The 14083-nt window shown below is 43.8% G+C and carries 10 protein-coding genes; 4 read left to right on the top strand and 6 right to left on the bottom strand.

Going from position 1 to position 14083, the window contains the following annotated elements:
* The first annotated feature begins 8 nt into the window (after positions 1-8).
* Positions 9-1775, top strand: coding sequence for a chloride channel protein (locus tag BC643_RS05155; RefSeq protein WP_120272082.1), 1767 nt, complete (start codon positions 9-11; stop codon positions 1773-1775).
* Between the two features lie 53 nt (positions 1776-1828).
* On the opposite strand, the gene BC643_RS05150 is transcribed toward BC643_RS05155, so the two are convergent.
* Together BC643_RS05150 and BC643_RS05145 are read right to left on the bottom strand one after the other, a co-directional pair.
* Positions 1829-2221 (bottom strand): hypothetical protein, encoded by a 393-nt coding sequence (locus BC643_RS05150; RefSeq protein ID WP_120272081.1) that lies wholly within the window; start codon positions 2219-2221, stop codon positions 1829-1831.
* Between the two features lie 109 nt (positions 2222-2330).
* Entirely contained in the window at positions 2331-2804 is a 474-nt protein-coding gene (locus tag BC643_RS05145) for an aminoacyl-tRNA deacylase (protein ID WP_120272080.1), read from the bottom strand.
* A gap of 469 nt (positions 2805-3273) precedes the next feature.
* Here BC643_RS05145 and glyA point away from each other — a divergent pair, with 469 nt between their 5' ends.
* Positions 3274-4554 (top strand): serine hydroxymethyltransferase, encoded by a 1281-nt coding sequence (glyA, locus tag BC643_RS05140; protein WP_120272079.1) that lies wholly within the window; start codon positions 3274-3276, stop codon positions 4552-4554.
* Between the two features lie 110 nt (positions 4555-4664).
* On the opposite strand, the gene BC643_RS05135 is transcribed toward glyA, so the two are convergent.
* From BC643_RS05135 to accC, 4 genes are all read right to left on the bottom strand, one after another.
* A complete protein-coding gene (locus BC643_RS05135) occupies positions 4665-5867 on the bottom strand; it encodes a serine hydrolase domain-containing protein (RefSeq protein WP_120272078.1) in 1203 nt (400 codons plus the stop codon).
* Positions 5868-6003: 136 nt separating this feature from the next.
* The gene (locus BC643_RS05130; RefSeq protein WP_120272077.1) at positions 6004-7539 is read right to left on the bottom strand and encodes an acyl-CoA carboxylase subunit beta; all 1536 of its coding nucleotides are present in this window, start codon (positions 7537-7539) and stop codon (positions 6004-6006) included.
* 87 nt (positions 7540-7626) lie between these two features.
* Positions 7627-8136: an acetyl-CoA carboxylase biotin carboxyl carrier protein subunit gene (locus BC643_RS05125; RefSeq protein ID WP_120272076.1), complete on the bottom strand. Its 510-nt coding sequence runs from the start codon at positions 8134-8136 to the stop codon at positions 7627-7629.
* A gap of 12 nt (positions 8137-8148) precedes the next feature.
* Positions 8149-9663 (bottom strand): acetyl-CoA carboxylase biotin carboxylase subunit, encoded by a 1515-nt coding sequence (gene accC, locus BC643_RS05120; protein ID WP_120272075.1) that lies wholly within the window; start codon positions 9661-9663, stop codon positions 8149-8151.
* 304 nt (positions 9664-9967) lie between these two features.
* Here accC and BC643_RS05115 point away from each other — a divergent pair, with 304 nt between their 5' ends.
* The gene (locus tag BC643_RS05115) at positions 9968-12487 is read left to right on the top strand and encodes a DUF5916 domain-containing protein (RefSeq protein WP_170154457.1); all 2520 of its coding nucleotides are present in this window, start codon (positions 9968-9970) and stop codon (positions 12485-12487) included.
* A gap of 85 nt (positions 12488-12572) precedes the next feature.
* On the top strand, positions 12573-13910 hold the full coding sequence (locus tag BC643_RS05110; RefSeq protein WP_120272073.1) for an MATE family efflux transporter: 1338 nt from the start codon (positions 12573-12575) through the stop codon (positions 13908-13910).
* Positions 13911-14083: the final 173 nt, after the last annotated feature.

Below are 14083 nucleotides of genomic sequence, written 5' to 3'. Positions count from 1 at the left end.
TTGATGTTATGATGGAATTGAAGACCAAGTTGCTAGCCTTTTTCAATCGGATGAACGATTCGAAAAAAGTGTATTGGTTAAGTTTGTTGATTGGTATTGTGTGTGGTACGGCAGCTTTGCTGTTGAAAAATTTGATTCATCTGATCGGTGAAACTTTGGTTGGTAACCTTAAAGAATCGGATGAAAACTATTTGTTTTTGGCATTTCCGCTAATTGGGATAGCCATTACAGTGTTGATTGTTAAACTGCTCATCAAAGACGATTTGGGACATGGTGTTTCGAAGGTGTTGGGAGCAATCAGTTTGAATAAAGGAAATTTGAAGCGGCATCATACTTTTTCAAGCATGATCACCAGTAGTTTTACCATCGGATTTGGTGGATCGGTTGGAGCAGAGGCCCCGGTAGTATTAACTGGTTCTGCTATCGGTTCGAATCTGGCCCGTTTCTTCAACCTCAGTCATGCGCAAACGATGTTGATGCTTGGTTGCGGGGCGACCGGAGCTATCGCCGGGATTTTCAAGGCGCCTTTAGCCGGTATTGTTTTTACCCTCGAAGTTTTAATGCTTGACCTGACAATGGCATCGTTACTGCCCTTGCTGATTTCCGGTATTTCGGCAGCAGTGTTGGCCTATTATTTCATGGGCGACGAGGTACTTTTCAAGTTCGAGTTGGTGAACTCGTTTGACGCCGGTAATATTCCATTCTATCTGATTTTAGGTGTGTTTTCCGGTTTCATCTCGCTGTATTTTACGCGAATGACGATGTACCTGGAGCGCAGGTTTAAGTTGATTCGGAAGCCCATCAATAAGATTTTGATTGGCGGTTTGATTCTTGGCCTTTGTATTTTCCTGTTTCCGCCGCTTTGGGGGGAAGGTTATCATAGTATCGACAAGATTTTTAATGGCCTTGGACCCGACTTGCTTGATAATTCGTTGTTCTTCAATTTTAAAGATCAGCAGTGGTTCATTGTCATTTTCCTGCTTTTGCTTGTGTTCATCAAGGTAATTGCCATGACAGCCACAACGGCAAGTGGTGGAGTCGGCGGTATTTTCGCACCAACTTTGTTTGTTGGAGCGATCGGTGGTTATTTTGTGGCCAGCTTTTTCAACCTGGTATTAGGGTTGAATTTGCCGATCGACAATTTTGCATTGGCAGGGATGGGAGCCATGATGGCAGGTGTGATGCACGCGCCGTTGCTGGGAATCTTCCTCACGGCCGAGATCACTGGCGGTTACCAGTTGTTTTTCCCGTTAATTATTGCCGCTATCGCCTCGTATGTGACGATTATGGCCTTTGAGCCCTATTCGATTTACACCAAAGCGTTGGCGAAAAAAGGAGAGTTGGTAACTCACCACAAGGATAAAGCGGTTTTGCATTTCATGGCCGTTCGCGAACTTATTGAAACGGATTTCGCCATTGTTTCGCCCGAAGCGACCTTGGGAGACCTGACGAAAATTATTGCGAAATCGAAACGGAATTTGTTCCCTGTTGTTGACGATGAAGGAATGATGAAGGGAATGATTAAGATGGATGACATCCGCGAGATCATTTTCAACCACGAACTGTATGACAAAATTTACGTGAAGGATTTGATGTACATGCCCGAGCATTACATTTCGCCAAGAGACACGATGTTGAAGGTTGCCGAAAAATTTGAGAGTAGCGCTCGCTTCAACCTGGCGGTGCTGGACAATGGCAAATACCTCGGATTCATTTCCCGGGCTCGGGTATTCTCGAATTACCGGAATTTTGTTCGCACATTATCGCACGATTAAAAAAATAGAACTAAATATTTTCAACAAGAAGCCCGTCAGTACGATGGGCTTTTTTATTGCATGCGCTTCAGGAAGACTGCGTAGATGGATAAAAACAACACGGTGAAGATGGCATTCGTGCTCGAAAAAGCATGTTTGCCGATGTTGACGAGGGGGAGCACAAATAAACAGGCTTGGGCAAAAAGGTAAAAGAAGAAACCTGACCGCTCGTTCTTCCACATTTTCATTACCCCCAGGAGCGACACAAAGCTGATTATTCCCATGGCCAGGATGTAATAGCGGCTGATCATTCCGGCTGTCAGGTCATTTGTGAATTTTTCAATTTGAGGGAGTGCTTTGTCGTAAAACAGGAATGTCCCGAGATAGGCAACTGTACTTAGGCTGCTGCCGATAGTACTTAGTGCAAGGGCAGAAGTTAAAAGCAAGGGACGTTTGGCTGAATCCATAGTAACTGATTTTGTCTTACGAAAGTCACACAAAAAAAAGAAACCTCCAAATAGCTTCGGAGGCTTCCCCAAAAGAATTGTTACCCTTAAATATTTACATCAATTCAGATCAGGCGGTGAGAGCTTTTGAGAATCTCAAAACTACCGGTTCAACCAGCCTTTCAAAATCAGCATAAGCCATGCGGATCAGTTCCACATGGGTTCCTGCATTGAAGCAAATTTCTTCATCTTCGATTAGGCTTTCAGCAACGTAAACTTCCATGTCGTACAAATTTCCGAAAGGAGGCATTGCGCCAAGTTCACAATCGGGGAAACGGTTTTTGAATTCCATTTCACTGGCCAACCCAATTAGTCTTGCTCCGGTTGTTTCACGCAGCAAGCGCAGGTTAATCATATACGAAGCAGGAAGAACTGCCATGGCTAATCTGCCGTCGATTTTTACAATAACTGTTTTTGCAATTTCTTTTCCCGGAATGTGCGTGGTCGCTGCAATCCGCTGGGCGTTATAAGCCAGCGAGTGACGAATGGTGATATATTCAATATTGTTCCGGTCGAGAAAATCTGTCAATTTTTTCAGTGGCATGTTATCGTTTTTTCAGTTGTACACAAAAGATGCTTTTCGCATCGCAAAATTGTATTTAGCTATGACTCGACAGTGCTAAATAAAAAGGAGAGGATAATCGGGTTTACGAGGATTTCAGCTAAAAGATTAGACCCAAAGCCCGTGAAATAGATGTTTTAAAAAATTTGGAAGCGGTTGACTTTGTCATTCTCGTTTTTCGAGCCTGTAGGTTCTAACGAATTTCTTTACTTTATTCGGCGATTAGAGGATCTTCACCAGCGATATTTCTATCCGAATTTTGAGGGTTGTTTTTGGTGTGTAAAGGAATTGAAAAGGTTCATAAATTTTTGCGTTTTGTTTATTTCTATTGTTTTCAGCAACAGGTAAAAAAGCTTACCTTTAGACCCTCAATTTGAAACTCGTTTTCAACAACTTCATCCGTTCGCGGATCGTGTTAAATTTGAATAATCGAAATTTGAATATATACCAAATGAAAAGAGATCAATTAGTATTCGACATTATTGAAAAAGAACGCAAGCGTCAGCTTAGTGGGATCGAATTGATTGCTTCTGAAAACTTTGTTAGCGAGCAGGTTATGGAAGCAATGGGTTCTGTAATGACAAACAAATACGCAGAAGGTTACCCGGGCAAACGTTACTACGGGGGATGTCAGATTGTTGACATGACCGAGCAATTGGCAATCGATCGTATTAAAGAACTTTTCGGTGCTGAATATGCAAACGTTCAACCTCACTCTGGTGCACAGGCTAATGCAGCTGTTCTTAGTGTCATTTTGAATCCTGGCGACAAGTTCCTGGGGCTTGATCTGGCTCACGGCGGTCACTTGTCTCACGGTTCTCCGGTGAACTCTTCAGGTATATTGTATCAACCAATTGCTTACCACGTGAAAGAAGAAACCGGAATGGTTGACTACGACGAAATGGAAGCTTTGGCAAAAGAACACCAACCAAAACTGATTATCGGTGGTGCTTCGGCTTATTCTCGTGAATGGGATTATGCCCGCATGCGTCAAATCGCTGATGAAGTTGGTGCAATGTTTATGGTTGACATGGCTCACCCTGCTGGTTTGATTGCTGCTGGTTTGCTTGAAAACCCGGTTAAATATGCACATATCGTAACTTCAACGACTCATAAAACCCTGCGTGGACCTCGTGGTGGTATCATCTTGATGGGGAAAGATTTTGAAAACCCATTTGGTTTCAAAACACCAAAAGGTGAAACCAAAATGATGTCGGCAGTGCTTGATTTCGCGGTATTCCCGGGACAACAAGGTGGACCGTTGGAACACGTCATCGCATCGAAAGCAATCGCATTCGGCGAAGCGTTGGATCCTTCATACAAAGTTTACCAGGCTCAGGTGAAAAAGAATGCTTCTGTTATGGCTGAAGCGTTCATTGCAAAAGGTTATAAAGTGATCTCAGGTGGTACCGACAATCACAGTATGTTGATTGACCTGCGTACCAAATTCCCTGAACTGACAGGTAAGAAAGCTGAAAATACCTTGGTGTTGGCTGACATCACGATCAACAAAAACATGGTGCCGTTCGACAGCCGTTCACCGTTTACAACTTCTGGTTTGCGTGTAGGTACACCAGCTGTTACAACCCGTGGATTGAAAGAAGATGCGATGCCGGTTATTGTTGACTTGATTGACGAAGTTCTTTCAAATCCGGATGACGAAGCGGTAATCACTTCAGTTCGCAAACGCGTTAACGAAATGATGAAAGATTTACCATTGTTCGCTTGGTAATCTTCACTTCATAAAATACAAAAGAGGCATCGGTAACGGTGCCTCTTTTTTTGCACAAAAAAACCGGCGTGAGGCCGGCTTTTTCTATTAATATCATTGTTGTGTTCTGATTACTGTTCCGCAGGTTTCTCCGCTTTTTCTTCCTTTTGGGCAGCGGGCTCTTCTTGTTTTACCGGGTTGATTTTATCGAGGAAAAGTTGTACGATTTTCCCGGATGGGACACTTTCTGAATTGTCGGCAAGGTTGGTACAAATGCTGACAACTAACTTTTGATCGGGAAAGATAGCCAGGAATGAACTTCCGCCAATTGTTGAGCCTTCCTGTATGTAAACCTTTCTTCCCTGACGATCGGTATAAATGTTCCAGCCGAAGCCTAAGTTGCTCTGGAAACCTCCGTCAAGCGTATTGGGCGTGAAGAAAAGCTTGTAGCTTTCTTCGGAAAAGAATTCCTTGTTCATTAACAACTGTCCCAGTTTGTTTAAATCGTCTGCTGTCGACAGGTAGCCGTACGCCGGTGAAACAAATCGGGAGTCTATTTCCGGCGCATTCACCACTTGTGCAATGAAATTGCGGTGGTAAGGGGTAGAGCGGTAGTCGATGATGGGAGAGGGACTATCCAGTTCTGTTTCGTTCAGGCCAAGCGTATCAAGCAACATTTCTTTGACCAGTTTTGGATAGCTCTTTTGACCAATCGTTTCGGCCAAAATTCCCAGTAAGCAAGGATCGTAATCGCTAACCGCGAAGTACTGGTTCGGTTTGAATAACAAACTGTCTTTCTCGGTTGCCTGAATGAATTCTTTCAGGCTTTTGTAGTCTTGCTTGTTTTGCACCAGGATGAAGTCGGTTTCCGGGAATCCTGCCGAGTGAGTTCCCAGGTTGTAAGGGGTGAAATCCCACTGTTTGGCCGGGTAGTTCGGAACATACTTCGAAAAAGGTTCGTTCACATCTACTTTACCTTCTTCCTGAAGTTTGGCAATCAGCATCGCGGGGAAGATTTGAGATGTGCGGCCAATCCGGTATTTTGTTTCAGGACGGGCTGGCGCTTTTAATTCTTTGTTGGCAAAGCCATAACCTTCTGACCAAACCGTTTTTCCATCAACGGAGACGGAAACAGAAATTCCGGTTTCGCTTCCGATGAGGTAAACGCGCAAGGCGTCTCTTCCGGCTAAAATTTCTTTTTTGTAGTCCCGATCCAATACAATCCGGGGATCAACGGTCTTCTTTTTACAAGAGTAAAAACTTAATAAAATCAGCGCAACAGGCAGTATTGTTTTCAACAGACTGTCTTTCAATTTCAAATGCTTTCCTTTCATTGTATATCGATTAGTAATTTCAGAGTTTGGTAAAAAAAATGCGGTTCCGAAATTAATAAAATGTGCGAAAGGAGCCTATCGAATTGATGACAAATAGGGCATAAAAAAAGCCTCTTTTTCAAGAGGCTTTAACTTTTTACAATGGAATGTTACCATGTTTTCGCGGAAGATTTGACTTCCGTTTATTGTGTGTCATATCCAGTGCGCTGATAATCTTCTTACGTGTATCCTTCGGATAGATGATCTCGTCAATGTACCCGAGAGATGCAGCACGGTAAGGGTTGGCGAATGTGTCGCGGTACAGTTCAACTGCTTTTGCTTTTTCCTCGTCCGACTTAATGTCGCGGCGCAGAATGTTGATGGCTCCTTCCGGCCCCATTACGGCAATTTCGGCAGTTGGGTAGGCGTAGTTTACGTCGGCGCCAATGTGCTTGCTCGACATTACATCGTAGGCACCACCGTAAGCTTTACGGGTAATCAGGGTGATTTTAGGCACGGTAGCTTCAGCAAATGCGTAAAGCAATTTCGCTCCGTGTTTGATGATTCCACCAAACTCCTGCTGAGTTCCAGGAAGGAATCCAGGAACGTCTACCAGGGTTACAATCGGAATGTTGAAGGCATCGCAAAAACGTACAAAACGTGCTGCTTTAGCCGATGAGTTAATATCGAGAACACCCGCCAGACTAGCTGGTTGGTTGGCCACAATACCCACCGAACGGCCACCAAAACGTGCATAACCAATAATGATGTTTGAAGCGTAATGCGGCTGAACTTCGAAGAAGTGCTCGTCATCCACGATTTTGTAGATGATGTCCTTCATGTCGTAAGGTTTGTTCGGATCAACCGGAACAATTGTATTCAGTTCTTCTTCTTCACGGTCGATCGGGTCGGTGCAAGGAAGCTCAACTGGCTCTTCCATGTTATTCAACGGGAGGAAACTCATCAGTTCGCGAACCATCATCAGTGTTTGCTCTTCATTTTCACCTGTAAAGTGAGCCACACCACTTTTGTGGCTATGTGTTGAAGCACCGCCTAATTCTTCTTTACTAACGTCCTCGTGCGTTACCGTTTTAATTACCTCAGGTCCGGTAACGAACATGTGACTGGTTTCATTCACCATAAAGATGAAATCGGTGAGGGCTGGAGAGTAAACAGCACCACCGGCACAAGGTCCGAGGATCACGCTGATTTGAGGAATCACACCGCTCGACAGGACATTGTTGTAGAAGATGTCTGCATAACCGGCCAGCGATTGCACACCTTCCTGGATACGGGCACCACCCGAGTCATTCAAGCCGATCAGCGGCTTGCCCATTTTAACAGCTAATTCTTGAATTTTGACAATTTTATCGGCGTTGGTACGGCTCATACTTCCACCGAATACGGTGAAGTCCTGCGCATACACATAAACCAGGCGGCCGTTGATTTTTCCGTAGCCGGTAATAACACCGTCTCCGGGAATTTTATTTTTGTCCATTCCGAAATCCGTTGCCCGGTGTGTAACGAGCTTGTCGATTTCGTTGAACGTGCCTGGATCCAGCAATTCGAGAATACGCTCACGGGCTGTTTTTTTGCCTCCGGCGTGTTGTTTCTCGATGCGTTCCTGGCCACCGCCGAGTTCCGCTTGTTTATTTATTGTTTCAAAGTATTCAAATTTTGCTTGTAAGTCCATAGTTCTTTTTATTAGTTACAGAAACTATTCAATTTGTTGTTACGATTCTAATGTTTGGGACAATTGGTTATTTCCCGGACAGTGCCGTTAGTCGATTTCAACCAGTACCTGGTTGGAGTCAACCGTGTCGCCGGCTTTCACGCTTACTTTTTTGACAATCCCGTCAACGGCTGCTTTGTATTCGCTTTCCATTTTCATGGCTGAAATAATTACCGCAGTTTGACCTTTTTTGACTTCTTCGCCTGGTTCAACCAGGACCTTCACGATTTTACCTGGCATTGGCGCGGTTATTTTTTTCTCGCTTTGTGCCATTGTTCCTTCTCCGCGGTTTCTGATGTAGCGGGCTTCCGCATCAATAACCTCCAGGTTGTAGGTATTGTAAAGCGTGTAAGCGGTGTAGGCCTTTTGTTTGGCCGAAGGGACCAGTGTAATGTTGTGAGAGCGGTTATTTTCTAAAATAGAAAATGTTCCTTCGTCGTTGTGCATCAGGTCGACATGGTAGATTTTGTCGTCGACCATGATCTCAAGTTGGTTCTCGTTTTGGTGCAGTACTTTGACTTTCGCAACACGATCATCCAGTTTTACATCTATTGGCATAATAGCTCTGTTTTAAAGTCTGTCGAAATTCTTTTGGTAACTGTATTTTTTCCAGCGATTTTCAATCGGGTTCAACTGTTTGGTTGGAATAACTTTGTTCAACCGGTTCAGGTAGTCGATGTAGGTGGCAATAATCACCATGTCCTGTTGTTCCAGGTCGCTGTTGTCTTCCCGAAGAAGCAAATCCCTGTTTTTCTCGATGTAGTGCGTGTCGTAATTTCCGCTTCTGAAATCTTCCGAATCCATGATGCGTTCGAGGAACTTGATCGAGGTTTTTACACCGGTGATTTTATACTCGTAAAGAGCACGGCGCATACGTTGAATTGCTTCGTCCCGGTTATTTGCCCAAACAATTAATTTGGAAATCATCGGGTCGTAGTGAATCGGAATTTCGTAGCCTTCATACACGTAGCCGTCAGTTCTTACGCCCAAACCGAGTGGCTCCGTAATGTTGTGGATACGCCCGGCGCTCGGCATGAAATTGTTATCCGAATCTTCCGCATAAATCCGGCATTCAATAGCGTGGCCACGTTGTTGAAGGTCTTTCTGTTTTAGTTCGAGTTCACGGCCTTCGGCAACATAGATTTGTTGTTTCACCAGGTCAACACCGGTCACACGTTCTGTAATCGGGTGTTCAACCTGAAGACGCGTATTCATCTCCAGGAAGTAATAGTTCAGGTTGTTATCCACCAGGAATTCGATGGTTCCCGCACCAAAGTAATTCACGGCTTTTGCAGCGTTAACCGCATCCTGTCCCATTTTTTCACGGAGTTCTTTCGTCATCAATGGCGAAGGTGTTTCTTCAACCATTTTCTGGTGACGACGTTGAACCGAACATTCACGCTCAAAGAGGTGGATCACATTTCCATGTTGGTCGCCCAATACCTGGAATTCGATATGGTGTGGTGAACTCACATATTTTTCGATGTAAACAGCATCGTCGCCGAAGGCAGCCAACGCTTCGGAACGAGCAGCCCGCACGGAAGAAACGATTTCACTTTCTTCCTTTACAAGACGCATACCTTTACCACCACCACCGGCTGATGCTTTAATCATCACCGGAAGGCCGATTTCTGCGATCGTTTTTAACGCTTCTTCTTCTGAAGAAATTGCTTCGGTTGTTCCCGGAACCACCGGAACTTCAGCCGCGATCATCGCCTTGCGGGCTTGAATTTTATCACCCATTGTAATAATAACCTCAGGTGAAGGGCCAATAAAAATCAAATTGTTTTCGGAACAAAGACGAGCGAATTCCGAATTTTCAGATAAAAAGCCGTAGCCGGGATGAATGGCGTCGGCTTTCGACTTAATAGCTACCTCGATAATTTTGTCCGCTCTCAGGTAACTTTCTTTTGATGGAGCTGGTCCGATGTAATAGGCTTCGTCTGCATAGCGCACATGCATTGAAGTACGATCAGCATCGGAAAAAACAGCCACAGTAGCAATGTCCATCTCACGGCAGGTGCGCATGATTCTGACTGCTATTTCACCCCGGTTTGCAACCAGGATTTTGTTGATTTTCCTCATAATGTGATTTTAATACTATAAATATCTAGATATTAAAAATAATAATGGTATTTTAATCGTACATCATTAAACCACATTCTTATGAAAATGTTTATCGCGACCCCATACAGTTATCAACTAACTGATATTAAATAAATTTATCGAACAGTTGATGGATTTGTTAAATTGTTTATATTTGTGTATTCGCTAAACTAAAATTATGTTCTTGTGCCGATCTGTAGTGGTTTTTATAGCTATTATTGTGTCTTTTATTGAATGTTATAGCCAAGATACTATAACTTACAAACTGTCAAGTAGCTCATTGGTGAATCAATTCGCGAGTGAGAATAAGACGTACTCTGCGCTGAAGGTTCAGGACCGCCCTCGAATCGACGGTAGTCTGGATGATGCATGTTGGATAACAGCTAATTGGGATGATCGCTTCATTCAACAACAACCCCTGCAAGCAGAAAAGCCTTCACAAATCACAAAAGTCGCCATTTTATTCGATGCTGAATATTTGTATGTCGGCGTGAAATGCTACGACAACGATCCGGAACACATTCGCTCGATCTTGAGTCGGAGGGATGAATATAGTGGTGACATGGTTGGAATTGCATTGGATTCTTACGCTGATAATCGGACAGCATTCGAGTTCGATGTTACTGCAGCAGGTCAGAAGATCGATTTAATGCATTTGGGAGCGCAAGAAGCAGATTACAATTGGGATGCCATTTGGGAAGGAAAAACGAATGTCAGTATCGAAGACAGTTTGTGGACGGCGGAGCTTCGCATTCCTTTCAGTCAGTTGCGGTTTGCAAAGGCTGATGAACAGGTATGGGGATTGCATGTTTGGCGCTACATCGATCGCTTGGATGAGGAGGACCATTGGAAGCTGATTCCGGTTGATGCACCAGCGACCGTTTATTTGTTTGGAGAATTGAATGGAATCAAGGACATCAATTCGAAGCGAAAAGTAGAATTGCTGCCGTACGGAAATGTCAAATATTCACCCAATACAGAGTTAAAAGAAAAGTGGAAATACGGCGCTGGTTTGGACGGCAAGATCGGGTTGACTTCGGATTTTACAGTTGATTTTACAATCAACCCGGACTTCGGGCAGGTTGAGGCTGATCCTTCTATTTTAACATTGAATACTTACGAAGTTTTCTACGATGAAAAGCGGCCTTTCTTTTTGGAAGGGAACAACGTACTAAATTATGCTACCGGCCGCGATCTGCTGTTTTATTCGCGCCGGATTGGGCATGCTCCGAGCTATGAGCCCGATTTAAACGATGGCGAAACACTCTCGATGCCTGATAATACGTCAATTCTTGGGGCCATAAAACTAACCGGTAAAAGCAAGAAAGGACTTTCAATTGGTTTCATGAACAGTTTAACAGCTAATGAAACGGCAACTGTTTATGGGGAGAATAGTGAAACGGATTACGCGGCAGAGCCACTCACTAACTATTTGGTAGGGCGGATTAAGAAAGACTTCAATAAAGGGAATACGGTTCTTGGAGGAATGATTACCTCCGTGAATCGGAATATTAACGATAGTTTATTGAATTTCCTGCCTAGCTCTTCTTTGACGGGTGGGCTTGATTTTGTGCATAACTGGAAGAAACGGAAATATTTTGTCGATATGAAAACCTTCGCCAGCAACGTGAAGGGGAGTGAAGATGCAATTAGTAGTTTGCAATTGGCATCGCAGCATTACTTTCAGCGGCCGGATGCGGATCACCTGGAATATGATGCCTCCAAAACTAATTTGGCTGGGCATGGTGGTGCGATCAAAGGCGGAAAAAGAAGCGGGAAGTTTCGGGCGATTGGCTCCTTCAGCTGGCGCTCACCGGGTATCGATCTAAATGATATCGGTTATATGTACCAGGCCGATTTTCTGGAAGAATCGGTTGAACTGAAATATTTGGTGAATAAACCGAAAGGCATTATGCGAAATTACTGGCTTCGACTGACACAAACGGCTGACTGGAGCTATGGTGGCGAGATGACCAAACAGGAAATTGGTTCACATGCTTATGTCCGCTTCAAGAATCTATGGAACGTGCATCTGAACCTGGAGCGCGACTACGATATTTTTGATACGCGAGAATTGAGAGGTGGGCCGATTCTTTATAAGGAACCGACCTGGGATGGGGAAATTTTCATTCAATCAAACGGTTCAAAGAATTTATTTACCGGGTTCGGTAGTCGCTATATCGCCGGGGATGACCATATTTCAAAAAGAAGTATCAACACATTCTATTTGCTTTGGCGATTGGGGAAGAATCTCAGTATCTCGTCAAAGACAATTTATCAAACCAATGTAGATTATCATCAGTATGCCGGCAAGGTGAAGTTGCCTGACAGCGAGGTTGGCTACATTGTTGGGCAGGTGAATCAGAAAACACTGGTGTCGACTTTGAGACTGGAGTATTTTATCACGCCTGAAGTTTCGATTCAATACTACGCTTCTCCCTATGCATCAATTGGGCAGTACGAAAATTTCCGTCGGGTTAATGTTGGAGATAGTCGGAATCTCGACGAGCGCTACATTCCGATCGCTGGTGTGTTGGCGGACGATATTTATACCTTTACTGAAGATGAAAGTACTTCTTACCGAATGTATAATCCTGACTTCAACTTTAAGGAGTTTAACTCGAATTTGGTAGCGCGCTGGGAGTTTCGAGCAGGATCAACGTTCTATTTTGTGTGGAACAGAACAGTATCCGATTATCAACGCGGATATGATCCTTCGATAGGCAATGTTTTTGGCGATATCTTCGGGGCGGAATCGCAAAATGTCTTCATGCTGAAATTTACCTACTGGTTTTCGTTGTAAGCGAAAGAACTGAATTACTTTTGCATCGTCGTGTCTTTTTCCCTTTGGGATAGAAGATGCATTTACCTATTGAAATGATTTCCCTGTGAATTTTAAAATATATATCCCTTTTTACAAGAAGAATCTTAAGCTGGCAATTCCGGTTATTTTTTCCCAGGTGGGCCAGGTTACGGTGTCTCTGGTTGACAACATGATGGTCGGGCATTCCGGTACTACCGAGCTGGCTGCAGCCTCTTTTTCCAACAGCATTTTTATTATTGGTATGTTGCTGGGGATGGGCATGACCATGGGCATGACACCCTTGGTTGGAAAATATTTCAGTCGTAAAGATGAAACAGAGGTCGGTAGCTATTTAAAAAATGGCTTATTTCTTCATGCGATCACAGCGATTCTCATTGTTGCTGTGATGACGGGGGTGGCTTTTTTGCTCGGCCGAATGGGGCAGCCCGAAGAGGTTTCAGAAATGGCTTTTTCTTATTTTTTGGTTTTGGTGGCGTCAATCATTCCGCTATTAATCTTCTATTCCTGCAAACAGTTTTTGGAGGGCATGGGAAATACCAAAGTTGCGATGGTTATTACACTATCATCAAACCTAGTTAACATTGTTTTGAACTACTTGTTGATTTTCGGGAAATACGGTTTTCCTGAGATGGGGCTTTTAGGAGCAGGTGTTGCTACTTTTATTTCCCGATTGATTATGCCGTTTATCTTGTTTGCGTTTATGTGGCATCACACATCCTTTCATCGTTTATCACGGATTGCCTGGAGCACTAAGCTGGAAAAATCAAAAATACGGGAGCTGTTCAATATTGGATTCCCGATCGGGACGCAGATTGTTGTAGAGGTACTCACTTTTAGTGTGGGAGCTGTTATGATGGGGTGGATCGGTAAGGAGCAGCTGGCCGCACACCAGGTGGCAATCGGTATGGCTTCTTTCACTTACATGATTAGCCTTGGAGTAGGAGCGGCCACGACCATCCATGTTAGCCACGAATACGGTGTCAATAACTTTAAATTGATTCGCCGCTTTGTGTTTACAGCGTTGCACCTGATTGTATTATTTATGTCGACAATGGGGATTTTGTTTGTCATTTTCCGCCATCAATTGCCCCATTTGTTTACCAACGATGCAGCAGTTATTCGTATTGCTGCCGGATTATTGATCATAGCGGCGTTGTTCCAGATTTTTGATGGGATTCAGGTTGCGCTGTTGTCTTGCCTCAGAGGACTATCAGACGTTAAAATGCCCATGTTTTTGGCCTTTCTAAGTTATTCAGTGGTCGGCTTGCCGATCAGTTATTTGTGCGCATTTGTACTTGGCTTTGGTGCAATGGGGGTCTGGATGGGGTTTTTGGTTGGTTTGGCTTCTGCGGCAGCTTTGTTTGCTTACCGTCTGAGACGATTGTTGAAATCGCATTTTTAATACCACAGACCTATATAAAAAAAGGGCGGGCTATCATCGTCATGATAACCCGTTGTCCATAATTTAGTTTAGTTAGATCAGAAAATAGATATTGGTTTAAAGAGAAAAGGTATCAGATAAAAGTTTTATTCATAAGACATTTGTTTCTCAAATGCCTTGCTAATATAAGAACA

Source organism: Mangrovibacterium diazotrophicum, from assembly GCF_003610535.1.
Taxonomy (GTDB): Bacteria; Bacteroidota; Bacteroidia; order Bacteroidales; family Prolixibacteraceae; genus Mangrovibacterium; species Mangrovibacterium diazotrophicum.
The sequence above is the reverse complement of the archived record's forward strand: the minus strand, read 5'-3'. Positions and strand labels throughout refer to the sequence as shown.

Coding starts and splice junctions, on each gene's coding strand:
- BC643_RS05155 (WP_120272082.1), top strand. CDS start 9: ATGATGGAATTGAAGACCAAGTTGCTAGCCTTTTTCAATCGGATGAAC.
- glyA (WP_120272079.1), top strand. CDS start 3,274: ATGAAAAGAGATCAATTAGTATTCGACATTATTGAAAAAGAACGCAAG.
- BC643_RS05150 (WP_120272081.1), bottom strand. CDS start 2,221: ATGGATTCAGCCAAACGTCCCTTGCTTTTAACTTCTGCCCTTGCACTA.
- BC643_RS05125 (WP_120272076.1), bottom strand. CDS start 8,136: ATGCCAATAGATGTAAAACTGGATGATCGTGTTGCGAAAGTCAAAGTA.
- BC643_RS05130 (WP_120272077.1), bottom strand. CDS start 7,539: ATGGACTTACAAGCAAAATTTGAATACTTTGAAACAATAAATAAACAA.
- BC643_RS05135 (WP_120272078.1), bottom strand. CDS start 5,867: ATGAAAGGAAAGCATTTGAAATTGAAAGACAGTCTGTTGAAAACAATA.
- accC (WP_120272075.1), bottom strand. CDS start 9,663: ATGAGGAAAATCAACAAAATCCTGGTTGCAAACCGGGGTGAAATAGCA.
- BC643_RS05145 (WP_120272080.1), bottom strand. CDS start 2,804: ATGCCACTGAAAAAATTGACAGATTTTCTCGACCGGAACAATATTGAA.